The organism is Leclercia sp. M50 (genome assembly GCF_037150775.1).
GTDB lineage: Bacteria > Pseudomonadota > Gammaproteobacteria > Enterobacterales > Enterobacteriaceae > Enterobacter.
Genome location: NZ_JBBCPK010000017.1, coordinates 1 through 22,228 on the forward strand (window position 1 = coordinate 1; position 22,228 = coordinate 22,228).

The 22,228-nt window shown below is 58.5% G+C and carries 25 protein-coding genes; 5 read left to right on the forward strand and 20 right to left on the reverse strand.

The genetic code is table 11. The features are described from left to right. Window positions 1–36: 36 nt before the first annotated feature. The gene (nrdG, locus tag WFM46_RS06195) at window positions 37–501 is read left to right on the forward strand and encodes an anaerobic ribonucleoside-triphosphate reductase-activating protein (protein WP_103178031.1); all 465 of its coding nucleotides are present in this window, start codon (window positions 37–39) and stop codon (window positions 499–501) included. Between the two features lie 3 nt (window positions 502–504). Here nrdG and WFM46_RS06200 read toward each other — a convergent pair whose 3' ends face one another. The 12 genes from WFM46_RS06200 to WFM46_RS06255 all read right to left on the reverse strand — a co-directional run bounded on the left by WFM46_RS06200 (window position 505) and on the right by WFM46_RS06255 (window position 9,702). Beyond that, window positions 505–789, reverse strand: coding sequence for a type II toxin-antitoxin system RelE family toxin (locus WFM46_RS06200; protein WP_103178030.1), 285 nt, complete (start codon window positions 787–789; stop codon window positions 505–507). Continuing rightward, window positions 779–1,021: a type II toxin-antitoxin system RelB/DinJ family antitoxin gene (locus WFM46_RS06205; protein ID WP_336997257.1), complete on the reverse strand. Its 243-nt coding sequence runs from the start codon at window positions 1,019–1,021 to the stop codon at window positions 779–781. The genes WFM46_RS06200 and WFM46_RS06205 overlap by 11 nt, the downstream gene beginning before the upstream one ends. 77 nt (window positions 1,022–1,098) lie before the next feature. Then, entirely contained in the window at window positions 1,099–3,009 is a 1,911-nt protein-coding gene (locus tag WFM46_RS06210) for a BglG family transcription antiterminator (protein ID WP_159340183.1), read from the reverse strand. A gap of 19 nt (window positions 3,010–3,028) precedes the next feature. Further along, window positions 3,029–4,165, reverse strand: coding sequence for a lactonase family protein (locus tag WFM46_RS06215; protein ID WP_336997258.1), 1,137 nt, complete (start codon window positions 4,163–4,165; stop codon window positions 3,029–3,031). A gap of 54 nt (window positions 4,166–4,219) precedes the next feature. After that, a complete protein-coding gene (gene dagF / locus WFM46_RS06220; protein WP_103178026.1) occupies window positions 4,220–4,960 on the reverse strand; it encodes a 2-dehydro-3-deoxy-phosphogluconate aldolase in 741 nt (246 codons plus the stop codon). Further along, a complete protein-coding gene (locus WFM46_RS06225; protein WP_336997259.1) occupies window positions 4,957–6,075 on the reverse strand; it encodes a DgaE family pyridoxal phosphate-dependent ammonia lyase in 1,119 nt (372 codons plus the stop codon). Before WFM46_RS06225 ends, dagF begins: the two co-directional genes overlap by 4 nt. Beyond that, window positions 6,059–7,192, reverse strand: coding sequence for an amidohydrolase/deacetylase family metallohydrolase (locus WFM46_RS06230; RefSeq protein WP_336997260.1), 1,134 nt, complete (start codon window positions 7,190–7,192; stop codon window positions 6,059–6,061). Before WFM46_RS06230 ends, WFM46_RS06225 begins: the two co-directional genes overlap by 17 nt. 42 nt (window positions 7,193–7,234) lie before the next feature. Beyond that, window positions 7,235–7,876 (reverse strand): DUF4310 family protein, encoded by a 642-nt coding sequence (locus WFM46_RS06235; protein WP_103178023.1) that lies wholly within the window; start codon window positions 7,874–7,876, stop codon window positions 7,235–7,237. A 13-nt stretch (window positions 7,877–7,889) separates the two neighbouring features. Further along, complete coding sequence (locus WFM46_RS06240; RefSeq protein ID WP_039030609.1) at window positions 7,890–8,666, reverse strand: DUF4311 domain-containing protein; 777 nt, start codon at window positions 8,664–8,666, stop codon at window positions 7,890–7,892. Window positions 8,667–8,688: 22 nt separating this feature from the next. Further along, complete coding sequence (locus tag WFM46_RS06245) at window positions 8,689–8,988, reverse strand: DUF4312 family protein (RefSeq protein WP_006810338.1); 300 nt, start codon at window positions 8,986–8,988, stop codon at window positions 8,689–8,691. Between the two features lie 2 nt (window positions 8,989–8,990). Then, the gene (locus WFM46_RS06250) at window positions 8,991–9,353 is read right to left on the reverse strand and encodes an SFCGS family glycine-rich protein (protein WP_006179053.1); all 363 of its coding nucleotides are present in this window, start codon (window positions 9,351–9,353) and stop codon (window positions 8,991–8,993) included. 10 nt (window positions 9,354–9,363) lie between these two features. Next, window positions 9,364–9,702, reverse strand: a complete 339-nt coding sequence (locus WFM46_RS06255) for a glycine dehydrogenase (RefSeq protein ID WP_103178022.1) — start codon at window positions 9,700–9,702, stop codon at window positions 9,364–9,366. 451 nt (window positions 9,703–10,153) lie between these two features. On the opposite strand from WFM46_RS06255, the gene WFM46_RS06260 reads away from it, so the two are divergent. Continuing rightward, window positions 10,154–10,276 carry a Hok/Gef family protein gene (locus WFM46_RS06260; RefSeq protein WP_231736637.1) on the forward strand — a complete coding sequence of 41 codons (123 nt, stop codon included), beginning with the start codon at window positions 10,154–10,156 and terminating at the stop codon, window positions 10,274–10,276. 68 nt (window positions 10,277–10,344) lie between these two features. Here WFM46_RS06260 and cybC read toward each other — a convergent pair whose 3' ends face one another. Together cybC and pmbA are read right to left on the reverse strand one after the other, a co-directional pair. Continuing rightward, window positions 10,345–10,728: a cytochrome b562 gene (gene cybC / locus WFM46_RS06265; RefSeq protein WP_156653785.1), complete on the reverse strand. Its 384-nt coding sequence runs from the start codon at window positions 10,726–10,728 to the stop codon at window positions 10,345–10,347. 53 nt (window positions 10,729–10,781) lie between these two features. After that, window positions 10,782–12,134 carry a metalloprotease PmbA gene (gene pmbA, locus WFM46_RS06270; protein ID WP_159340451.1) on the reverse strand — a complete coding sequence of 451 codons (1,353 nt, stop codon included), beginning with the start codon at window positions 12,132–12,134 and terminating at the stop codon, window positions 10,782–10,784. Between the two features lie 95 nt (window positions 12,135–12,229). Between pmbA and yjgA the strand changes: the two genes are divergently transcribed. Then, complete coding sequence (gene yjgA / locus WFM46_RS06275) at window positions 12,230–12,781, forward strand: ribosome biogenesis factor YjgA (RefSeq protein ID WP_103178015.1); 552 nt, start codon at window positions 12,230–12,232, stop codon at window positions 12,779–12,781. A gap of 90 nt (window positions 12,782–12,871) precedes the next feature. On the opposite strand, the gene mpl is transcribed toward yjgA, so the two are convergent. Continuing rightward, a complete protein-coding gene (gene mpl / locus WFM46_RS06280; RefSeq protein WP_103178014.1) occupies window positions 12,872–14,245 on the reverse strand; it encodes a UDP-N-acetylmuramate:L-alanyl-gamma-D-glutamyl-meso-diaminopimelate ligase in 1,374 nt (457 codons plus the stop codon). Window positions 14,246–14,424: 179 nt separating this feature from the next. On the opposite strand from mpl, the gene fbp reads away from it, so the two are divergent. Together fbp and WFM46_RS06290 are read left to right on the forward strand one after the other, a co-directional pair. Next, on the forward strand, window positions 14,425–15,423 hold the full coding sequence (gene fbp / locus WFM46_RS06285; protein WP_103178013.1) for a class 1 fructose-bisphosphatase: 999 nt from the start codon (window positions 14,425–14,427) through the stop codon (window positions 15,421–15,423). Between the two features lie 159 nt (window positions 15,424–15,582). Then, on the forward strand, window positions 15,583–15,936 hold the full coding sequence (locus WFM46_RS06290) for a helix-turn-helix domain-containing protein (RefSeq protein ID WP_103178012.1): 354 nt from the start codon (window positions 15,583–15,585) through the stop codon (window positions 15,934–15,936). On the opposite strand, the gene WFM46_RS06295 is transcribed toward WFM46_RS06290, so the two are convergent. The 5 genes from WFM46_RS06295 to ytfQ all read right to left on the reverse strand — a co-directional run bounded on the left by WFM46_RS06295 (window position 15,911) and on the right by ytfQ (window position 22,156). Then, window positions 15,911–17,479 carry a methyl-accepting chemotaxis protein gene (locus WFM46_RS06295; protein WP_336997261.1) on the reverse strand — a complete coding sequence of 523 codons (1,569 nt, stop codon included), beginning with the start codon at window positions 17,477–17,479 and terminating at the stop codon, window positions 15,911–15,913. The genes WFM46_RS06290 and WFM46_RS06295 overlap by 26 nt on opposite strands. A gap of 93 nt (window positions 17,480–17,572) precedes the next feature. Continuing rightward, window positions 17,573–18,571: a galactofuranose ABC transporter, permease protein YjfF gene (gene yjfF / locus WFM46_RS06300; protein ID WP_103178010.1), complete on the reverse strand. Its 999-nt coding sequence runs from the start codon at window positions 18,569–18,571 to the stop codon at window positions 17,573–17,575. Then, on the reverse strand, window positions 18,558–19,583 hold the full coding sequence (ytfT, locus tag WFM46_RS06305; protein WP_336997262.1) for a galactofuranose ABC transporter, ATP-binding protein YtfT: 1,026 nt from the start codon (window positions 19,581–19,583) through the stop codon (window positions 18,558–18,560). Before ytfT ends, yjfF begins: the two co-directional genes overlap by 14 nt. A gap of 10 nt (window positions 19,584–19,593) precedes the next feature. Then, window positions 19,594–21,096 (reverse strand): galactofuranose ABC transporter, ATP-binding protein YtfR, encoded by a 1,503-nt coding sequence (ytfR, locus tag WFM46_RS06310; RefSeq protein WP_103178008.1) that lies wholly within the window; start codon window positions 21,094–21,096, stop codon window positions 19,594–19,596. Window positions 21,097–21,199: 103 nt separating this feature from the next. Continuing rightward, the gene (ytfQ, locus tag WFM46_RS06315; RefSeq protein WP_103178007.1) at window positions 21,200–22,156 is read right to left on the reverse strand and encodes a galactofuranose ABC transporter, galactofuranose-binding protein YtfQ; all 957 of its coding nucleotides are present in this window, start codon (window positions 22,154–22,156) and stop codon (window positions 21,200–21,202) included. Window positions 22,157–22,228 lie beyond the last annotated feature (72 nt).

Sequence of the window (22,228 nt, forward strand, 5' to 3'; positions counted from 1 at the left end):
GGGATCGCTACGCGACACCCGGCGTGGTTATACGCTATGAAGTATCATCAATATTATCCTGTCGACATCGTCAACGGTCCCGGCACCCGCTGCACCCTGTTTGTCTCCGGCTGCGTTCACGAATGCCCCGGCTGCTATAACAAAAGCACCTGGCGGCTCAACTCCGGCATGCCGTTTACCGCGGAGATGGAGCAGCGGATCATCGACGATCTCAACGACACGCGCATCAAACGCCAGGGGATTTCGCTCTCCGGCGGCGATCCGCTGCACCCGCAAAACGTGCCGGATATCCTGAAGCTGGTGCAGCGCATTCGCGCCGAGTGCCCGGGCAAAGATATCTGGGTGTGGACGGGCTATAAGCTGGACGAACTGAACGATGAGCAGATGCAGGTGGTGGATCTGATCAACGTGCTGATCGACGGCAAATTTGTGCAGGATCTGAAAGATCCGATGCTGATCTGGCGCGGCAGCAGTAACCAGGTGGTGCATCATCTGCGTTGAGTCTTAAAGCCGTTGATTTGCGTCGTGATAGACGGCTGATTTTTCGCGTTTTCCCACTGCGACCACAAATACCGTAATGACCTTATCCCTGACCTGATATACCAGCCGATAACCGGACGAACTGAGTTTAATTTTGTAGCAGTCCGGTAAGCCATGTAGCCTGGCAGACTCTCTTCGCGGGTTTGACAGGACGACTGCCAGCTTCTTCTTAAACTGACTCTTAACCGTATCACCCAGTTTCTGCCACTCCTTTAGCGCACGTGGATCGAATTCCAGCTCATAGGTCATCCAGACTAACCTTGATCCCTTTTTGCGGATTCGCCAGCCGTTCCCTGACCGTCCTGATCAGTTCATCTTCGCTGTCACTTACCGTCATGGTTTTGACCGGCATGCGGCCATTTTCCGCGACATACTGGAACAGAAGCCGAACGGCTTCCGTCGGGGTAATGTTCAGTTTTTCCAGCACGGCATATGCCTCGTTTTTGAGTTTGTCATCCAGACGGACGTTAAGCGTGGCCATTATGCCTCCGGTAAAAACGAATGTGTAATGCAGTTTAGCATTACATTCGCATTACATCGAATTCTGGATAGCGCCTCTCAAAACCGGCTCAAACTCTCCATCGCCACGGTTTTAAACTCCGCGAAGTCGTGACATTGACAGAGCCGCGTCATCGCCCGTTCGCGCAGGAAGGTGACAAAGATATCGTAGATGGCCATCGCCTCTTCATACTCGCTTTTACTGATCGCCAGCAGGAAGATCACGTGCGCGGTTTCATCCCCCCACTGGATCCCCTGCGGGGCCAGCACGGTGTAGACCACGGTTTTTTGCGCCAACAAACCGAGGGAGTGCGGCAGGGCGATGCCGTCGCCGAGCAGGGTGCTGACGATGGCCTCGCGCTCTACCACCGAGTCGAGAAACTCTGCATCCACAAACCCCTCCTCCTGTAGCTGACCGCACAGCTCACGGAACAGCGTCTGCTGGTCGATGGGCTGATTAATCACGCGGAAGTGGCTGGCATCAAAGTACTTTTCCAGCATCCAGGGGCGCGTTCTGTCCACCAGCACCAGCTTGCCGATCTGCTCGAGCTGATAGTCGGTCGGGAACGGGGCAATCATCACCACCGGCTTGGCTTTTTCGCCGATCCGCGCGGTGGAGATGACGAAATCTTCGCTGATGTTCTCGCACTGCTCATACTCCCGCAGCGTCAGCACACGCGTCACCTCGATTTGCGGATACTTGCGCTGCAAAACGGCCTCGATCATCCGCACCATCGCGTTGCCCGCGTCGCACACCAGCATCACCCGCGGCTGGCGCTGATAGCCAATGTTGTAGTGGCGTTCCAGGCCGACGCCGATATGCAGCACCAGGAAGCCAATCTCGTTTTCGCTGATCGCATACGGGGTGTACTTGCCCCAGCTCGACACCGCCGCCAGGGTCATGTCCCATGCCATCGGATAGTGCTGCTTGATGTTATCCAGCAGCGGATTGGGGATCATGATCTGGTAGCGCACCCGGGTGATCATGGTTTTTATGTGGGTCAGCAGATCCGCGTGGAGCTGAGCGTCCGCGAGGAGGTTGTAGTTATAGTGGGTGTTGATATAGCCCAGGATGTAGTTCACCAGCGCCTCTTCATCATCGGCGTTGATGGCGCTGGGTGAGATCTCCTGTACCTGGCGGGCGGCGATATGCACCCCCAGCCAGGTCACCTCCGAGGGAGACAGCGTTTTATCGGCCAGCCGGGCGATGGCGCTGGCGATATCCCGCGCGGCGTCGCGCACGTTCTCGGCCACCTCTTCGGCGTTAAACTCCGGCAGTGGATAGCCTTCGCTGATGCGTCGCACCGTTACCGCGCCGTAGAGCCGTAAAAACAGCTCCCCCTCGTCGGTCAGACGGATATGATGACGGGTAAAGGTCTCATGCAGGACGGCGGCGAGCTGCTCCGGCACGCCGGCATTGAGTGCCACTTCCGTCACCAGCGGATTAAGGTTGTCCTGCTGCGCCAGCTGCCACAGCAGATCGGTGAGGCAGGCGCGGATCGCCATCTCGCTGCCAAACAGCTTCATACCGTGACGCGGGCGGGTCTCCAGGGTCAGGCGATAGCGATGAAACCACTCGCGCACCTCCGCCATATCGCTCTGTAGCGTGGCGCGGCTGACAAACCACTCGTCGGCCAGGTCCTCCAGCTTGAGGGAGAATGCCGAGGTGAGAAAGCGCACCACCAGGTAGTGCACCCGCTCCTGGCTGGTGCGCGGAATACGCAACGTCCGCGGATGCGAAGCCTGCAACAGCTGATAGCGCGCCGGATCGTCAATTTTCAGTTGATAGCCGTTACCGCGGCTGAGGATAAACTGCGCCCCGTTCCCCGCCAGCAGCGCGTTCAGCGCGGTGATATCAGCCCGGACGGTACGCGTGGAGACCGACAACCGTTGCGCCAGTTCGTCCTGCGGCAGCGTCTCGTTTTGCAACATCTCGAACAGTTGCGCTAAACGTTGGTTGGGAAATCGCACGGGGTTGTCCTCTTACAGCTTAGGGTGAAATGACCATCTGGGATGGGCTGCCGACCGGGGTATAGTCTGGCTCGACGCTCAGCTTGCCGTCCTGCGCCACGCGAAACCGGGTGATGTTGTCGCTGCGCTGGTTCATGACATAGAGCCAGCGCCCCTGTTTATCGAGCGTCAGGGTGCGCGGGTAATCGCCACGCGTCCAGACATCGTCCTGATGCGTCAGCGTTCCTTCCGCCGTTACGGTAAAGTGGCCGATGCTGTTATGCAAACGGTTAGCAACATACAGCTGCTTACCATCACCACTTAACGCCAGCCCGGCGGCAAAACTGGTGCCCTTGTAGCCGGCTGGCAGCGCAGAGACACTCTTGCCCTCTTTCAGCGTGCCGTTGGCCTCTACGGCATAATGGGTCAGCGTAGACGCCTCTTCGTTAATCAGCCACAGGGCATCACCTTTTGGCGTAAAGACGAAATGGCGCGGTCCGGCCCCTTTCGAAGAGGCGCTGATAAACGGCGGATCGTTCGGGGTGAGCTTCCCGGTGCGATCGTCAAAACGGTACTGATAGATACGATCCAGCCCCAGATCGGTTGAAAAGACAAACCTCCCGCTCGGATCGGCGGCGATCATGTGCGCATGGGGGCCATTGTGATCGCTGATGGCAAAACTGCCCTCTACGGCGGCTTGGGGTTTCGCGGCACCCGGTTCGCCTTGATCCTGGTGGGTATCCGTGGCATTACCCAGGCTGCCGTCAGCGTTGATCGGCAGCACCGCAATGGATCCGCTGACATAGTTAGCCACCAGCAGGTGCTTGCCGTTCGGCGTCAGCGAGAGATAGACCGGTCCCGCACCGCCGGAGGCCACCTGATTCAGTTCGCTCAGCTCGCCGTTATCGCCCACCCGCAGCGCCTGCACCACCCCCTGCTCCACTTCGCTTGCCAGATAGAGCGTTTTGCCGTCGCGGGAGACGGTTAGCTGCGCGGCGTTCGGCAGTTTACTCACCAGCGTTTTGTTGGCGAGCGCGCCGGATTGCGGATCGACGGTAAAGCGGTAGAGCCCTTCGCCGTTGGGGTTGTAGGTCCCCACCCAGGCGTACTGCGTCTGGGCGACAGCGGCGGTGGCAAGCATTGAGAGTGAAGCGACAAGCAGGTTACGGGTATGCATGGTGGCTCCTGATCATGTTTCCCTCCCCCGGCGGGAGAGGGTTAGGGTGAGGGACTACTTAACCTGTTTTTTCGTCATCTCCAGCAGCGTACGCACATCTTCCGGACGCGTATCCCCGCTGGCTTTGTCGATAATCGAGCTGTAGATATGCGGGATGATCTTGCTCACGCCTGCATCGAGGGCGATCTGCAGGATCGCCTCAAAGTTGTCCAGATCGATACCCCCGGTCGGCTCCAGCCAGAAGTCGTGCCGGGCGCAGGCTTCCGCCACCGCCTGGTATTCGTCCCGGCACTTCAGACCGCCCATCGGGAAGTATTTGATTGAGCTGCCGCCGAAATCTTTCAGCAGGGCAATGGCCGTTTCCACCGGGACGATCCCATCTGGTGCCGCGCTGCTCAGCGGGCCGGTGGAGATTTTCACCATCCCGACGGTGCCGGTGGGGGAGACCAGGCCGTTGACCACGGACTCGCTCTGCCCCAGCAGCGCACGGCTGGTGGCTACACCGGTGAAAACCTGGTTAACGTGCTGCGGCTGCACCTGACGGGCGATCTCGCTCACCATCGCCGACTGGTTCGGGTCACCTGCTCCCAGCCCTACGGAGAGGGCGTTATCGATAAGCTGAGCGTACTCGCGCATATCCGCCACCGCGCTTGCCACGTCCGGGTAGTTTTTGGAGAGCACGCCCACCAGTACATGGCCCTCTGCGGCTTCGTAGATAGCGCTGGCGTTGGCTTTCGAGCCGGCCAGCACGTTCAGGCAGACGCGGTCGCGGTAAAAGTTAGGGGTCAGTTTCATGCGGTTTTCTCCTGGCCTAATACTTCGCTGATGCGGCGGTAGACAATGTTGAGCTGGTCAGCGGTGACGCTGCGCACGTCCGCTTCGATAATCCCTTCGTTCGCTTTATAGCCGCGGAAGTAGATGGCGTATTCGCCCTGCTTCAGCGCATGCACCAGATCGCCGGTACCGACGCCGGTGGTGGCTTCGTCGAACTTAATCTCGGTGCGGGCGATATCGCGGCCCGCGCTGTCCCAGACCACGCGGGCGGTCACGCCGTTCAGGGTGTTGAGCGCATCGATAAAGGGGGTCATCTTCGCCACCATCTCCGCCCCGCTCTCTTTGGTTGCCGTCAGGTAGTGTTCGATGGCGCAGGTGAGGCCCAGAATGCCCTCTTTACCCACCTTCATCGCCCGGCCAATACCCGCCGTCTGGCGTTTGACCCACTCCACATACTGGGTTCTGCCAATCACCAGCCCGCTGGTTGGCCCTTCGATCGCCTTCGCGCCGCTGTAAATAACAAGAGACGCCCCGGCGCGGTAGTAAGTGTGCAGATCCTCTTCCGCCGCGGCATCGACGATCAGCGGCAGGTCGTGTTTACGCGCCACTACTGCCGCCTGCTCCACGCTGAGCATGCTCTTCTGCACGCAGTGGTGGGATTTGATATACATGATCGCCGCGGTGCGCGGGGTTATCGCCGCCGCCAGCTGATCGGCGGAGCATTCGTTGGCATAGCCCGCTTCCACCAGTCGGCCGCCGCCCAGCGCCACCATGGTGCCCACCGGCGCGCCAAAGTTGACGTTGTGGCCTTTCGGCAGCACGATTTCGTTGTTCTCAATTGGAGTGACGTGCAGGTTTTCCAGCAGCCAGTCGCTGTCTTTCACCAGCACCGCCGCCACGGACTGGGCGATGCCCGCCGAGGCGCAGGAAACGACGGTTGCCCCTTCCACATCCAGCAGCTTCGCGATGTATTCGCCGGTTTTGTTCACCAGATCCTTCATCTCGAAGTACTGGTTCATCCCCGCCATTGCCGCCTGCACCACTTCCGGGCGCGGGGTGGAGACGCCGAGCGCCGTCATGCGCCCGGAGGTGTTAATCACCTGTTTTAAATTGTATTTCTCAAAAATTGAAGGCATGTTCCGTGCTCCCTTGTTCGGTCATGTAGCCCTTGCCCGCGCGGATCGCGGCAAGCGGCACCAGAATGTGTTCAGCCTGCAGGCTGTCGTTTTCGGCATCCACCAGCAGCGTTGGCTGGCGCTTAAGGGTGAAGAGCGTCAGGTCGGCGTCGAGACCTGGCTGAATGCGGCCTTTGCGCGTCAGGCGCAGACCGTCGGCGGCGTTGGCGGTGACGCACTCAATCACCTGCGGCAATGACATGCCGATGGCGAGAAATTTTGACATTACGCTCGCCAGCGAGCCGACCGGGCCGTTAAGGCGGTTGCGGCAGTAGATATCCGAGCTGATGGTGTGCGGCAGAATGCCCATCGCGATGGCGCGTTTTGCCACCTCAAAGCTGAAGCTCGCGGTGCCGTGGCCCACGTCCAGCCGCACGCCACGCTTCAGGGCGGAGGTGATGGAAGCGCGCAGCTCCCCTGAGGGGGTCAGAATGCGGTTCGGTTTGCCGTTGTAGCAGTGGGTGATGATGTCGCCTGAACTCAGCAGTTCGGCGATTTCGTCGAGGTTTGGCGGGTTGTTGCCAATGTGCACCATCAGCGGCAGATCGCCGTTCTCTCTCTGGATGGCCTTCGCACGTTCCAGCGGCGTAATGCCATTCTCGCCCACCACGCTGCTACTCATGCGCGCTTTCAGGCCGACGATAAAATCAGGGTGGCGCTTCACCGCCTGCTTTACCGCGTCGGCGTCGATATTGGCCATGTTCGCCAGCTCGTTCTGGGCTATCAGCCCCACGCGGGAGATGTTCAGCAGGGCAAAGACCTCGGTTGTGGCCTTGCGGGTGATGGCGTAGAAATCGTCCACGTCGTCCGCCCCGGTGCTGCCCGCGTCCACCACGGTGGTGACGCCGGTGGCGATACCGACGCTGTCCGGCTCGTCGTGGTAAATCGGCGAGTTCGGGTAGCAGTGAACGTGGGAGTCAATCCAGCCTGCGCTGACCCAGGTGTCACCGTTGAGCTCAACGGTGTGCTGTGCGGGGTCGGTGATGTCGCCAACCGCCGCGATCTTCCCGTCCTGAATGGCGATATCGGTCAGGGTATCGTCGGTGAGGCGCGCACAGCGCAGGAGTAAATCAAACATGGGGTTCTCCTGAGAAGACGGGCGCCGGAGCGCCCGCGGGTATTAAAGGGCGACCGGGAACAGCCAGCCCAAAAGCATTGCGCCGAGGATGGCGCCACCGGTAATCGGCTTCTGCCAGATATAGAACAGCAGCGCGCCCAGCAGGGAACCGATGCCGATCGGGATCGAGGCGGTCATCGCGCTGAGGATAATCAACGGCCCGAGGAAGCGGCCGGAGGCGTTACCCGCGCCCATCATCACGTCTGCCCCATAGGTGGAGTTGCTCTGATTGATGGTGAATTTACGCGCCAGGATGATGACGTAGCCAATCGCCAGGCCAATCACCAGGCCGGTTGCCAGCGAGGCGATAAAGTTGGTCACCGGGAACATGATGCCCGCCCCCAGCAGCAGCGCCGGCACGCCTAAGCCGACGCCGGTCTGGATCGCCCCGCCGATATCCAGAATCCCCACCAGGGAGCCTTCGATAATACGGGCGAACAGGAAGCTGGCGCCGAACGCCGCCACCGCGCCGTAGGCACCGGTATCGATGCCCGCTTTCAGCATCGCCACGAAGGCCACTTCGTTAAAGGCGCCGATGCCGTAGAGGTAGTACATGTGCGTCCCGGCGAAGACGCCGGAGGAGAGCAGGCCAACAAAGATCGGGAACGACCAGTCGGCATACCAAAAACCTTTATTCTGTTCCATTTAGAGGCTCCTGTTACTTGCCGCTGAGCGAGTTGTGGATCATGTCGAGCCAGTTCGGCACGGTCAGATGGAAGGATTCGATCATCTTCATGTCGAAACCGCGGAAGAAGCCGCTCAGCACGAAGAGCAGAACGATGGCCGCCATCATCACTTTGGTGACGTGGTTCCAGCCGCTCTCTTCCACCCCTTTACCGATCAGGATCCCCAGTACCAGACCCGGCACGGCGTTACCCATAATCAACTGCGCCGCGCCGCCAAAGACGGTGGCCCAGAAGCCCGATTTTTTACCCGCGTCGATGGCCGCCAGCCAGAAGATCACCGGCATCACGGTGTTGACCAGCAGGTTTGCCGCCGGTACCAGCACCTTAACGGCGGTGACCTGCAGCGCAGCCGGAACGGAGGAGGCGGTGAGGTTCAGGAAGGTGACGACAATCATGCCGATCACGCCGCAGGCGATCGCCATTTTGCGGGGATCGTGCAGCGTCTCGCCGACGTTGCGGTTTTTGATCATCAGCGCTGCGGCACCCCAGTTCGGGATGATGCGGTGGTCAACGTCCTGGGTGAAGGAACCCGCCGCAACCGACGAGGCCCAGGCGTTAAAGAAGAAGCCTAACCCAAAGGAGAAGTGGGACGCTGGATCCCCCTCGCAGGAGTTCAGCTCTCCCAACGTACGAAACGCGCCCATACCCTGTGTGGTAGGCGCATGAAACATGCGTGCAGCCCCGGCCCCAACGCCGACGCCAACCAGGCCGCCGATGATGAGCGATTTTATTAAAATTATCAGGAACATTCGTCTGCCCTATTAGTAAGAATCAGCGTTGCGTGACAAAGTCCACCTGGTCCAGATTGATGGCAGTCACGTTGACGGTCACGTCCAGCTCCACGCTGTAGGTGCGTCTTTCCCGGCGCAAAAAGAAGAACAGAAACGCCTCTTTACGCACCGCTTCTTGCGCCTGAACAACCTGCACATCCTGTGGCTCAATACGCAGTAAGATATGCGGCGATGCTTTCATCACCGCGGCCTGAACATGGTTCAGCGCGTCGGCAAAGGCGCGCGCTTTGGCGTCGCCCTTGCCCTTCACTCTCACCGTGGTGGTGAACTGTTCTTTCATGCTTATGCGCCGTGCTTCTTCTGCCACGCCTGAACCAGACGCTCGCCCAGCTCTTCTTTATCCATAAAGCCAAAGCCGAGCACGTTGCAGCCTTCGTTGATGGCGGTGACGCCTTCATCGACCGAGCGCATGCCGTACTTCGCTTTGTAGCCATATTTGGTCTGGGCGGTGATAGCACCCGCGCCGCCGCTGCCGCAGAAGGAGATACCGAAGGTGGCGTTCTCCGCCTTCATCACGTCGCCCAGCTTCATATCTGCCGCCATGCCCGGTACTACGACCGCGCGGCCACCCGCTTTTTCAACGCCTGCTGCAACCTTCTGGCCTTTACCCAGGCGATCGCCGATGACCACTGTAATTTGTTCCATGATGTGCTCCTTAAAGGTTGTCTTTGGCGACTTCGAAGTGAACGGAGAGCAGCCAGGCTTCTTCATCAGGAAGATTGCCAAACTGCGCCACCACTTCACGGGCAAGCCGCATGGATTCTGGTGAAATTTCGTCAAACAGGTCAGCCTCGACCTCCGGCAACGGCTCGCCGGTTACCGACCGGTGCGCCATGGCGCGAACGTGGGAGGTCAGCATCTGCTCCTGAACGGCATTGGGGATAATGTGGTGATGACTAAGCAGGGCGAAAGTCTGCCTGAGCATGGTGTCGGCCAACTGTTCAGTTTGCGCCGCCTGGTCTCCAGTGTCGTTTATTACCGTTCCGTTAATCACTCGTCTTACCCCGTTATTGGCTCTGGGATAAAACTAACGCCGGGTGTCAGGGGTTTGTAGCGAGTTGTTTTCCACTTCGAAGTGGAAAGGAGAGCGGCACCAGTGATCTGTGCCACATAATTGTGCTGAATAATGATTTTTCGCTGGCCTAACGTGATGAATATCACGCTCCTGAGCGGGAAAAGGGGCATTGCAGAAGTGAAAAAGTTTACGAGCAGACTCGTAGAAGTGTGAGCTGGATAAGGTTTTCTTATGAGGATCCGCTAGAGTGGCCGTGGGTGCTTGAGACTGACCGTCTCATGCATGGGACGGGAAGTGGAAAGCCCCGCCTGACGAAAAATCAGGGCAGGGGCTCGAAACGACACGTCGCAACCGTGGAGTTCGCTACCTCGCCCGCTTTAAAAGCAAGGAGGCATCCATGAAACGCAGAGATCCCAGTATCAGGGTTTTGATGATCATTTCTTTGACAATAATCATCTTAACGCTGGTGACGCGGAAAACGCTTTGCGAGATCCGTTTCCGAAACGGTTCCCTTGAAGTGATAGCGCAAATGGATTGTCGCTCCGGATTGTAGGAGCAAACCGGCGGAGGCGTTTAGTGCGCCTCCGCACACGGGGAGAGGACGTAAGGCTCAGGCACCCATTAACGGTATTTTTTGTGATAGGTATTGCGCGTGGTAACAAACCCATCGGCTGCCGCCTGGGCCTCTTTCACTTTGCCTTCGTTCGCCAGCTTCAGCGCGCCGTCAATCTGCCCGACCAGCGTCTCAAGACCGTGACGGAAATCTTTCATCTCCGGGCTGTTTTCCGCTTTGCCTTCCAGCTTTGGCGGGGTCTCTTTTTGCGCGTCTACCGCCGCGGTACGCATTTTGGTTAACGCCTCTTTCATCTCTGCCGCATTGTCCGTTTTCTGCACCACCTTCAGGTTTTCGCTGAGGGTGTCCATGTTGTCTTCGAGATCGGCCAGGACCGAGGTGCTCATGACCAGCGATGACGCTGCGAGGATAGCTAACAGGGTTTTACGCATTGCTCACTTCCTTTTTTATTATGAAAAAAAGCGCACCGGAGTGCGCCTGGGTATTACTGACCGGCGATCTTCATTTCCGGTAACAGAACAGATCCGCACTGGATATTGCTGCGCGTCTCAATATCGTTCCCCACCGTCACGATATTACGCCACATATCTTTCAGGTTACCGGCGATGGTAATTTCGCTCACCGGATACTGAATCTCACCGTTTTCCACCCAGAAGCCAGACGCCCCGCGCGAGTAGTCGCCGGTGACGCCGCTTACGCCCTGCCCCATCAGCTCGGTGACCACCAGCCCGGTGCCCATCTCTTTCAGCATCTGCTCAAAGCCCAGGCCCTGGCCCGCAATGCGCCAGTTGTGGATGCCGCCCGCATGGCCGGTGCTCTTAAGCCCCAGTTTGCGTGCGGAGTAGTTGGTCAGCAGCCACTGGGTCAGGATGCCCTCTTTGACGATATCGCGACGCTCGGTGCGAACGCCCTCGCTGTCGAACGGCGTAGAGGCCAGTCCTTTCAGCAGGTGCGGGTGCTCTTCAATGGTCAGCCACTCCGGCAGGATTTGCGTACCCAGCGCATCAAGCAGGAAGGTGGATTTACGGTAGACCGCGCCGCCGGCAATCGCGCCGACCAGATGCCCAAACAGACCGGTCGCCACTTCATTGGCAAAGATAACCGGTGCTTTCATGGTAGAGAGTTTACGCGGAGCCAGGCGGGATAAGGTGCGTTTTGCACACTCCGCCCCAACCCACTCTGGCGACTGCAGATCGCCCATCGCGCGGCCAATGGTATAGGCGTAATCGCGCTCCATGTCGCCGTTCTCTTCGGCAATCACGCAGCTGGAAAGAGAGTGACGGGTGGAGCAATAGCCCTGCAACATGCCGTGGCTGTTGCCAAAGACTTTAATGCCGTAGTGGCTGTTAAAGCTGCCGCCTTCGGTATTGGTGATGCGCTTATCGGCATTAAGGGAGGCCTGCTCCGCGCGAGCGGCGAACTCAATGGCTTCGTCCGGGGTCACTTCCGCCGGATGGAAGAGATCCAGATCCGGGGCCTCAAAGGCCAGCAGCTCTTTGTCAGCCACCCCGGCATAGGGGTCCGGGGAGGTATAGGAGGCGATATCCAGCGCCGCCTGCACGGTCCGCGCAATGGCGTCAGGGCTTAAATCGGTAGAGGAGGCGCTGCCTTTACGGTTCTGGTGATAAACAGTAATCCCTAATGCGCCATCGCTATTAAATTCAACGGTTTCCACTTCGCCATAGCGGGTGCTGACGCTCAGGCCAGTGGTTTTGCTGACGGCGACTTCTGCCCCGTCCGATTTCGCTGACGCCAGCTCCAGGGCCATAGAGACGGCCTCTTCCAGTGCTTTACGCTGCGCTGCAACTTGTGAGATCACTTTCATCGTAAATGCCATAATGTAAGGTGTAGTTAGCTGAAGTCTAACAGAGAACCGTTTCTCAGTACGCGTCTAAACTGGTAACATTAGCCTCTTTTTTTAAGGAGCCTGACATGACTAAGCAGCCCGAAGACTGGCTCGACGACGTTCCCGGTGATGACATCGAAGACGAAGATGATGAGATCATCTGGGTCAGCAAAAGTGAAATTAAACGCGACGCCGAAGAGTTAAAACAGCTTGGTGCGGAGATGGTAGAGCTGGGTAAAAACGCGCTGGATAAAATCCCGCTCGACCCGGATCTGCGTGCCGCCATCGAACTGGCACAGCGCATCAAGAAAGAGGGCCGTCGCCGCCAGCTTCAGTTGATTGGTAAATTATTGCGCCAGCGCGACGTAGAGCCGATTCGCCAGGCGCTGGATAAGCTGAAAAACCGCCACAACCAGCAGGTTGCGCTGTTCCATAAGCTGGAGCAGATCCGCGATCGTCTGATTGAACAGGGCGATGACGCCGTACCGGAAGTGCTGAACCTGTGGCCGGACGCCGATCGCCAGCAGCTGCGCTCTCTGATCCGTAACGCGAAGAAAGAGAAAGAGGCGAACAAGCCGCCGAAGTCTGCACGTCTGATTTTCCAGTATCTGCGCGAGCTGGCGGAAGCCGAAGGTTAATTCCCTGCCTGCTGTTTGCCGGATGGCGGCGTAAACGCCTTCTCCGGCCTACAAAAAACCCGGTCAGCGTTAACGCTACCGGGCTTTTTTTTACGCCACTGCTTCTGCTTTCTTCGCCAGACCGTCCAGCAGTTTCTGATGGATCCCACCAAACCCGCCGTTGCTCATCACCAGAATGTGATCCCCCGGCTGCGCGGTTTTCACCACCATCTCCGCCAGCGTATCCACGTCGGCACTCCAGTGCGCAGGCTGGACGCAGGCTTCGGCTACTTCCGCCACCTGCCACGGAATGTGCTGCGGTTGCAGGAGGAAGACCTCGTCCGCGCGACCTAAAGAGGGGGCTAAATCGTCTTTGCAAATCCCCATCTTCATGGTGTTGGAGCGCGGTTCCAGTACGGCCAGAATGCGTGCCGTGCCGCCCACTTTGCCGCGCAGGGCAGCCAGCGTCGCGAGGATCGCGGTCGGGTGATGGGCAAAATCGTCATACACCGTCACGCCATTGGCTTCGCCGCGCAGTTCAAGACGACGACGGGCGTTGATGAACGATCCCAGCGCGTTGGCCGCATCGGCAGGCAAGACGCCCACATGACGGGCCGCGGCGATCGCCATCAGGCCGTTATGCATGTTGTGCTCGCCCACCAGCGCCCACTGCACTTCCCCGACTTTTTCGCCATCCAGCAACACTTCCCAGCGGGAGGCATCGTTGGTGAGCTTCTTCGCCTGCCAGTGGCCCTGCTCGCCCACCAGCTCCTGCTCGCTCCAGCACCCCATCGCCAGGGTCTGCTTCAGGTTAATGTCGTTCTCCGGCAGGATGATGCGTCCCTGGCCCGGCACGATGCGCACCAGGTGGTGGAACTGCTTCTGAATCGCTTTCAGGTCGTCGAAAATGTCCGCGTGGTCAAACTCAAGGTTGTTGAGGATCAGCGTGCGCGGGCAGTAATGAACGAACTTGGAGCGTTTATCAAAGAACGCGCAGTCATATTCGTCCGCCTCAATAACAAAGAACGGGCTCTCGCCCAGGCGGGCAGAAACGTCAAAGTTCCCCGGCACGCCACCAATCACAAAGCCCGGCTTGTAGCCGCAGGCTTCGAGGATCCACGTCGCCATGCCGGCGGTGGTGGTTTTGCCGTGGGTTCCCGCCACCGCCAGCACCCAGCGATCGCGCAGAACGAAATCATGCAGCCACTGCGGCCCTGACATGTAGGGAATATTCCTTTCCAGCACGGCTTCTACGCAGGGATTACCCCGGGTCATGGCGTTTCCGATAATCACCAGATCCGGCTGCGGCTCCAGTTGGCTGGCGTCGTAGCCCTGAATCAGATCGATGCCCTGGTTTTCCAGCAGCGTGCTCATCGGCGGATACACATTGGCGTCCGAACCTGTCACCTCATGGCCAAGAGCGCGCGCCAGCATAGCCAGGCCGCCCATGAAAGTGCCACAAATCCCCAATATATGAATGCGCATACGTCACTATCCTTCTTCAATGTGGCGCACATTTTACGCATATGTCAGCAGCAGAGAAACGCATTTCAGGAAAATCTGTAGCAAGCTGGCGCGATTCACCTCTGCGCGACAATTTGAAAGTTTGTTAAGATTGTTGGGCATCAACAACTTTACTCAACATCCAATGCAGGGAAAGTGTTATGAAAACGTTAGGTGAATTTATTGTCGAAAAGCAGCACGAGTTCTCGCATGCTACCGGTGAGCTCACTGCTTTGTTGTCGGCAATAAAGCTGGGCGCCAAGATCATCCATCGCGATATCAACAAAGCCGGGCTGGTCGATATCCTGGGTGCCAGCGGTGCTGAAAACGTGCAGGGCGAAGTTCAACAGAAACTCGATCTGTTCGCGAATGAAAAACTGAAAGCTGCACTGCGCGCGCGCGACATCGTTGCGGGGATCGCCTCCGAGGAAGAAGATGAAATCGTCGTCTTTGAAGGGTGTGAACACGCCAAGTATGTCGTCCTGATGGATCCGCTGGATGGCTCCTCCAACATCGACGTTAACGTCTCTGTCGGCACCATTTTCTCCATTTACCGTCGCGTCACCCCTGTCGGCACGCCGGTCACCGAAGAAGATTTCCTGCAGCCGGGCAATAAACAGGTTGCAGCGGGTTATGTGGTATATGGCTCCTCCACCATGCTGGTCTACACCACCGGCTGCGGCGTGCACGCCTTTACCTACGATCCGTCGCTGGGCGTATTCTGCCTGTGCCAGGAGCGTATGCGCTTCCCGCAGAAAGGCAGCACTTACTCCATCAACGAAGGGAACTACATTAAATTCCCGGCCGGGGTGAAGAAGTACATCAAATTCTGCCAGGAAGAGGATAAATCGACCCAGCGCCCTTATACCTCGCGTTATATCGGCTCCCTGGTGGCGGATTTCCACCGTAACCTGCTGAAGGGCGGCATCTACCTCTACCCAAGCACCGCCAGCCACCCTGAAGGTAAGCTGCGCCTGCTGTATGAGTGCAACCCGATGGCCTTCCTCGCCGAACAGGCGGGCGGTAAAGCCAGCGACGGCAAAGAGCGGATTATGGATATCATTCCTGAAAGCCTGCACCAGCGCCGTTCGTTCTTCGTTGGCAACGATCATATGGTTGACGACGTGGAACGCTTTATCCGTGAATTCCCGGATGCCTGATTGTTGAGTTTGACCAAAAGGGGCCAGTTGGCCCCTTTTGTTTTTCCAGATATTTATATCTTTGTTGGTATAAAACTATATAAAAATCCTGCTGTAACCCATTGAATCCTTGCGTCATCATGACGGCGTTCAAATAGTGTTCAATGGGAATCAGCCGATATGAAAAACCTCTCTCGCTCATCCACTGGCATCGACCTCAATCTGATCCCGATATTTATTGAAGTCGTCAGGTGCGGGAGCATGGCCAAAGCCTCTTTACGTCTGGAGATGTCCAGGCCAGCAGTCAGCCTGGCCCTGAAACGCTTTGGCATGCTGTTTAATGAGCCGCTGTTTACCCGTAAGGGGTTGTTCCTGGAGCCAACGCCATACGCGCTGAAGCTGTCCGCCGAGATGGAAAAGCTGCTGGGCGCCATTCATGACTATATCGCCCACACCCCGGCTGGCGCGGAAAGCCTCCCGACGCCAGCGGCGCCGGAAGGCGATAAGGCTACGCCTGTTGCGACGACAGCCTGAAGAGTGACATCGCCTCGATGAGCTCGCGGGATTGCTCTTCCAGCGAGCGCGTCGCGGCGGAAGATTGCTGGACCAGCGCCGCATTTTGCTGCGCGGTTTCGTCCATCTGGTTGACCGCAATATTCACCTGCTCAATACCACGGCTCTGCTCGTGCGACGCATTGGCGATCTCACGCATCAGGCGGGTCATGCGCATCACCTCGTTGGCGATCTCGTCCATGGTTTCCCCCGCCTGCTGCGCCAGTTCGCTACCTTCGCTGACGTGCGCCTGGGAATCGCTGATGAGCGTGCGGATCTCTTTTGCCGCATCGGCGCTACGGCTGGCGAGGTTACGCACCTCGCCGGCCACCACCGCAAAGCCGCGCCCCTGCTCACCCGCGCGGGCGGCTTCCACCGAGGCATTCAGCGCCAGAATATTGGTCTGGAAGGCGATACCGTCGATCACGCTGAGGATATCGGCGATACGGTCGGCGCTGCCGGAGATATCGCGCATCTTCTCAATGACATAACAGACCATCTCGCTGCCGCGGTCAGCGGTATCTGACATCGTCTTCGCCACCTGATGCGCCTGCTCGGCGTTGTGGGCGTTCTGCTTCACCGTGGCGGTGATCTCTTCCATGCTGGCCGCGGTCTGCTCCAGCGAGGTGGCGGTGGATTCTGTACGCTGGGCAAGGTGCATATTGCCTGCGGTCAGCTCCCGGCTGCCGGTATCAATCTGCGAGCTGGCGTCACGCACCCGCAGCACCGAGCCCATCAGCGACTGGCGCATCTCCTCAATGGCGGCGTTGAGGCGGTTAAACTCCTGGCTTGCGGGGGTGGTCAGGGCGTGAGTCAAATCCCCGGCGGCCACGTGCTCAAGCTGGGCAATAGAGGAGGAGAGCGGCTTCAGCAGCATATGGCGCAGTGCCAGCCACGCCAGCACGATAATGCCCGTGGTCAGCAGCGCGGCGACGATGATCAGCAGCATCACCCGATTTTTACTCGCCTGTACCGCGGCGACTTCAGCTTTGCCCCGGCTGTCGCTCCAGGCCTTGAAGGCCTGCATATCGTTGTCAAACTGACGCGCTACCGGCACCAGACGGTTCTCCAGCAGATCGTAATAGTCATCCGCATTCTGCGCATTCAGGGCGTTCTGCATCGGCACGATCCCCTGGGCGTTATACGCCGCCAGGCTCCCGGCGAGCTTCTTCAGCAACCGATCGCCTTCTGGATCGTTTATCCCACTATCGATCACGCTTTTCAGCGTGGTTTGCGCCTGTTTGAGTTCGTCATTGATGTTTTTCACCGATTTTGTGGCGTCATCCAGCAGCCCCACCTCCATCATGCGGACGGCCTGCCCCGCCTCGTTGCGCGCGCGCAGGATCAGGGTGTAGCCCGAGTTGAGCTGCACCAGCTGTTCGCCCTGAAGATGGTTAATGCGCTGTAAAGAGGAGGAGCTCTGGGTGAGGGCATAAATGCCGATACCGCTGACAAGCAGCAGCAGAAGGGTCATAACGGCCAGTAACGAAAGCAAGCCGGTACGAATCGATAGCGTTTTAAGCATGATGTAATTTCCGGTAGCGAGATAAATCTGGACAGAATTAAGGGTTATCGGCCGCTACCGGAAAAGATTTAGACTTGACGTAAATTCAGGCGCTTATAGCTTGCTGGTGGTGCTCACCCGTGTGACAGGCGAGTTCTGGCGGTTCTCCCAGAGCACCGTCAGGCCGCGCTGCAGGGCGATAAAGATGAACAGCAGAATGCCAATCGCAATCTTGGTCCACCACGAGCTGAGGGTGCCGTCGAAGTTAATATAGGTCTGGATCAGCCCCTGGATCGCCACCCCAAACAGCGTGCCCAGCACCGTGCCGACGCCGCCGCTGAGCAGCGTGCCGCCAATCACCACCGAGGCAATCGCGTCCAGCTCCACCCCTACCCCTGCCAGCGCATAGCCCGCCTGGGTGTAGATGGAGAAGACGATCCCCGCCAGCGTCGCCAGCCCGGTGGAGAGCATATAGATTCGAATGGTGGTGCTACGGGTGGAGATCCCCATCAGGTTCGCCGAGGTGGCGTTACCGCCGATGGCATACACTTCGTTGCCAAAGCGGGTGCGGTGGGCGAGGAAAATGCCGATCACCACCACGCCCAGCATCACCAGACCGAGAATACTCAGACGGCCGCCGCCGGGGATTTTCCACGCCAGGCTTGAGAGGGTGTCGTAGACCGGATGGTTAATCGGGATCGACTCCTCCGACACCAGATAGCTGACGCCGCGCAGGAAGAACATCCCGGCGAGGGTGATAATAAACGCCGGGATCTTCAGGGCGTCGATCAGCAGCCCCATAAAGGCGCCAAAGGCGCAGCCCATCACCAGCACCAGCGGGAAGGCCAGCAGGGGGGAGATCCCCCAGTAGCCAATCGCCTTAGCCAGAAAGACGCCGGTAAAAGCGATCACCGACCCGACGGAGAGGTCGATCCCGCCGGAGAGGATCACGAAGGTCATGCCGACGGCGATGATCCCGAGGAAGGCGTTGTCGGTCAGGATGTTGCAGATCACCCGCGTCGAAGCAAAACCGGGGAACTGAGTCAGGCAGTAGAGATACCCCAGCACAAACACGCCCAGGGTAATCATGAGCGGTAAATTACGTTTTATCATGACCACGCATCCCCTTAATGAGACTGATAAAGCGCGGCGACTGCACGATGAGCACGCAGAGCACCACCACCGCTTTCACCACCTGGTTGAGTTCCGGCGGGAAACCCGACAGCAGGATCCCGGTGTTCATCCCCTGGATAATCAGCGCGCCAATCACCGACAGCAGCAGGTTGAAGCGCCCGCCCATCAGCGAGCCGCCGCCAATCACCACCGCGAGGATCGCATCCAGCTCCAGCCAGAGCCCGGCGTTATTGGCATCGGCCCCGCGAATATCGGCCGCGACGATAATCCCGGCAATGGCGGCGCATACTCCGCTCAATACGTAGGTGAGCATCACCATCAGACGGGTGCTGACCCCGGCGTTTTTCGCGGCGCGAATGTTAATCCCCACCGCTTCGATAAACATCCCGAGGGCGGTTTTGCGGGTGAACAGCCAGAAGGCGATCAGGGTGACCACCACAATAATCACCGGCGTCGGGAAGAAGAGCAGCGATCCGCTGCCAATCCACGCCAGATTCGGGGCGTTGAAGGTGACGATCTGCCCGGAGGTGATCAGCTGCGCCACCCCGCGTCCGGCCACCATTAAAATGAGGGTGGCGACAAAGGGCTGGATTTTGAGGATCGCCACCAGGATGCCATTCCACAATCCCGCGAGCCCGCCGGTGCCCAGCGTCGCCAGCAGCACCACCGGCAGGCTGTGTCCGGCCACGGTCATTGAAGCCGCCGTCGCCCCGGCAATCGCCATCACCGCCCCGACCGACAGGTCGATACCGCCGGTGGCAATCACCAGCGTCATGCCGATCGCCAGCAGGGCGACCGGCGCGGCGCGGTTTAAGATATCAATCGGACTGCCGAACAGGCGGCCATCCTGGAGGATAATCTGATAAAAATGTGGCGAAACGAGGCTATCCACCAGTAACACCAGGATCAGCGCAATGATTTGCGGCGTGCCGGTGGGCCAGCTGAAGCGGCGCTTCGTCTCGCCGGTCTGAGAAAGTGAACGTGACATCACGATCTACTCCTTATGCCGCAATGGCGTTCATGATTGCCGGAACGGAGAGCGCATCCAGCGGGATCTCGGCCACCTGCTGACGGTCGCGCATGATGATCACCCGATCCGCATACCCCACCAGCTCCTCCAGCTCCGAGGAGATAACCAGCAGCGCCAGACCGTCGGCGCAGAGGGTTTCGATCAGGCGGATAATTTCCGCGTGCGCCCCCACGTCGATACCGCGGGTCGGCTCGTCGAGGATCAGGAACTGCGGTTTGGTCAGCAGCCAGCGTGACAGCAGCACCTTCTGCTGGTTACCGCCGGAGAGAAATTCGATTGGCTGTTCCGCGCTCGGGGTGCGGATGCCGAGCTGGCGAATAAAGCGCTCGGCAATCACATTTTGCTCTTTACGGGGAATGGGACGCAGCCAGCCGCGCTGGGCCTGCAGGGCCAGAATGATGTTCTCGCGCACCGAAGCGGCGGCGATAATGCCGTCGGTCTTGCGATCTTCCGGGCAGAAACCGATCCCCAGGCTGGAAGCCTGATGCGGGGAGCGCAGCGTCTGCGGTTTACCTTTGATCAGCGCAGTGCCGCTGTCGGCAGGTTTAATCCCGAAGATCACCTCTGCCGTTTCGGTACGTCCCGACCCTAACAGCCCCGCCAGTCCGACGATTTCGCCCGGGCGCACCTCGAGATCAAAGGGCGCAATGGTGCCTTTCTTGCCGTACCCTTTAAACGCCGCTACCGGCTTCTCGCTGAGCAGCGTCCGGCCCGCACGCTGCAGGGCATTGCTCTCCAGCTCGCGGCCCAGCATCATTTTGACCAGCTCGATTTGCGGCAGCTCGCGGGTTTCGCGACAGCCGACGAAGCCGCCGTTACGCAGGACGGTAATGCGGTCGCTCACCTCATACACCTGATCGAGGAAGTGGGTGACAAAAATGAGGCTCACCCCCTGGTCGCGCAGCTGGCGCATCAGGGTGAAGAGCATCTCGACCTCCTGGGTATCCAGGCTGGCGGTAGGTTCATCGAGGATCAGCACTTTTGCCGAGAGATCGATAGCCCGGCAGATGGCCACGATCTGCTGCATCGCCACCGAGAAGCGGTTGAGCGGCTCGCGGACGTCGAGAGAGAAACCGTATGACGCCATCAGTTTGGTGGCGCGGTCTTCCATCTCTTTACGGCGCAGCAGGCCAAAGCGGCGTGGCTCGCGGCCGATAAACAGATTATCCGCCACCGACATATTCGGCAGCAGGTTCACTTCCTGATAGACCGTCCCGATACCCAGCTGCTGGGCATGGGCGGTATTTTTAGGCGATATAGCGTGGCCTTCCAGCCAGATGGTGCCGCGATCGGCATGATAGACACCGGTCAGGGCTTTAATCAGGGTCGATTTTCCGGCGCCGTTTTCGCCCAGCAGGGCCATGATCTCACCACGCCGCAGGCTGAAATCGACGTTATCCAGCGCTTTTACGCCGGGAAAATATTTGCTCAATCCTTCTGTGCGGAGGATTTCCTGGTGTTGGTCTGTGGTCATGGTTCCCCCTGCATCATGTCGGATGGCGCTACGCTTACCCGGCCTACAAAAAGCGAGCCGAAGGCCGGGCAAGCGCAGCGTCGCCCGGCATTTTCAGTCGAGCTTAGTAGCCCATATTTTTCTTCTTCTCTAACTCTTCTGCAGCGGTATCAGGCAGATAGAGCGTGGACTTGGTGATCGTGACTTTCTCCGGCATGGTGCCGTCTTTCTTGAATTTCTCCAGCGCGTCAAAGGCCGGACCTGCCATGTTTGGCGTCAGCTCCACGCTGGCGTTGGCCTCTTTGTCGATCATCGCTTTATAGATATCCGGTACGCCGTCGATAGAGCCGGTCAGGATGTCGGTGCCCGGCTTCAGGCCCGCCTCTTTGATCGCCTGGATAGCGCCGATCACCATGTCATCGTTATGGGCGTAAACCATGCAGATGTTCTTGCCGTTGTTCTCGGCTTTGATAAAGCTCTCCATGACCTCTTTCCCTTTACTGCGGGTGAAGTCGCCGGACTGAGAACGGATAATCTTGATGTTTGACGCTTTGGAGATGGCATCAGCAAAGCCTTTCTTACGGTCGATGGCCACGCTGGCGCCCACGGTGCCCTGCAGCTCAACCACATTACACGGCTTACCATCCACCTGTTTCACCAGCCATTCACCAATCAATTTGCCTTCCAGCACGTTGTCGGCAGTAACGGTGGTCATATAGAGAGATTTGTCTTTTACATCGATGGAACGATCGAGCAGGAAGACCGGAATTTCGGCATCTTTCGCTTCTTTCAGAACCGGCTCCCAACCCGTCGCTACGACCGGCGCAATGAAGATGGCGTCAACGCCCTGAGCGATAAAAGAGCGTACCGCTTTGATCTGGTTTTCCTGTTTTTGCTGGCCATCGGCGATCTTCAGCGTGATGCCGCGTTTTTCGGCCTCACTCTTCGCGACGTTGGTCTCAGCGGCGCGCCAGCCGGACTCTGAGCCGACCTGGGCAAATCCTACGGTTAAGGGGGCGGCCATCGCCATAGACGACATGGCTGCCGAAACTGCTGTGACAAGAAGTAAGCGCTTCCACATAAGTGCGTCCTCGTAGGGGAGTTTATTGTTGGGTAAAAAATGTTCTGCGAAGAGACTATAGACAATGCGAGA

What these genes read in the sequence shown, in the direction of transcription:
- nrdG (WP_103178031.1), top strand. Translation starts at nt 37, where the DNA reads ATGAAGTATCATCAATATTATCCTGTCGACATCGTCAACGGTCCCGGC.
- WFM46_RS06200 (WP_103178030.1), bottom strand. Translation starts at nt 789, where the DNA reads ATGACCTATGAGCTGGAATTCGATCCACGTGCGCTAAAGGAGTGGCAG.
- WFM46_RS06205 (WP_336997257.1), bottom strand. Translation starts at nt 1,021, where the DNA reads ATGGCCACGCTTAACGTCCGTCTGGATGACAAACTCAAAAACGAGGCA.
- WFM46_RS06215 (WP_336997258.1), bottom strand. Translation starts at nt 4,165, where the DNA reads ATGCATACCCGTAACCTGCTTGTCGCTTCACTCTCAATGCTTGCCACC.
- dagF (WP_103178026.1), bottom strand. Translation starts at nt 4,960, where the DNA reads ATGAAACTGACCCCTAACTTTTACCGCGACCGCGTCTGCCTGAACGTG.
- WFM46_RS06225 (WP_336997259.1), bottom strand. Translation starts at nt 6,075, where the DNA reads ATGCCTTCAATTTTTGAGAAATACAATTTAAAACAGGTGATTAACACC.
- WFM46_RS06230 (WP_336997260.1), bottom strand. Translation starts at nt 7,192, where the DNA reads ATGTTTGATTTACTCCTGCGCTGTGCGCGCCTCACCGACGATACCCTG.
- WFM46_RS06235 (WP_103178023.1), bottom strand. Translation starts at nt 7,876, where the DNA reads ATGGAACAGAATAAAGGTTTTTGGTATGCCGACTGGTCGTTCCCGATC.
- WFM46_RS06240 (WP_039030609.1), bottom strand. Translation starts at nt 8,666, where the DNA reads ATGTTCCTGATAATTTTAATAAAATCGCTCATCATCGGCGGCCTGGTT.
- WFM46_RS06245 (WP_006810338.1), bottom strand. Translation starts at nt 8,988, where the DNA reads ATGAAAGAACAGTTCACCACCACGGTGAGAGTGAAGGGCAAGGGCGAC.
- WFM46_RS06250 (WP_006179053.1), bottom strand. Translation starts at nt 9,353, where the DNA reads ATGGAACAAATTACAGTGGTCATCGGCGATCGCCTGGGTAAAGGCCAG.
- WFM46_RS06260 (WP_231736637.1), top strand. Translation starts at nt 10,154, where the DNA reads ATGATCATTTCTTTGACAATAATCATCTTAACGCTGGTGACGCGGAAA.
- cybC (WP_156653785.1), bottom strand. Translation starts at nt 10,728, where the DNA reads ATGCGTAAAACCCTGTTAGCTATCCTCGCAGCGTCATCGCTGGTCATG.
- pmbA (WP_159340451.1), bottom strand. Translation starts at nt 12,134, where the DNA reads ATGGCATTTACGATGAAAGTGATCTCACAAGTTGCAGCGCAGCGTAAA.
- yjgA (WP_103178015.1), top strand. Translation starts at nt 12,230, where the DNA reads ATGACTAAGCAGCCCGAAGACTGGCTCGACGACGTTCCCGGTGATGAC.
- mpl (WP_103178014.1), bottom strand. Translation starts at nt 14,245, where the DNA reads ATGCGCATTCATATATTGGGGATTTGTGGCACTTTCATGGGCGGCCTG.
- fbp (WP_103178013.1), top strand. Translation starts at nt 14,425, where the DNA reads ATGAAAACGTTAGGTGAATTTATTGTCGAAAAGCAGCACGAGTTCTCG.
- WFM46_RS06290 (WP_103178012.1), top strand. Translation starts at nt 15,583, where the DNA reads ATGAAAAACCTCTCTCGCTCATCCACTGGCATCGACCTCAATCTGATC.
- WFM46_RS06295 (WP_336997261.1), bottom strand. Translation starts at nt 17,479, where the DNA reads ATGCTTAAAACGCTATCGATTCGTACCGGCTTGCTTTCGTTACTGGCC.
- yjfF (WP_103178010.1), bottom strand. Translation starts at nt 18,571, where the DNA reads ATGATAAAACGTAATTTACCGCTCATGATTACCCTGGGCGTGTTTGTG.
- ytfR (WP_103178008.1), bottom strand. Translation starts at nt 21,096, where the DNA reads ATGACCACAGACCAACACCAGGAAATCCTCCGCACAGAAGGATTGAGC.
- ytfQ (WP_103178007.1), bottom strand. Translation starts at nt 22,156, where the DNA reads ATGTGGAAGCGCTTACTTCTTGTCACAGCAGTTTCGGCAGCCATGTCG.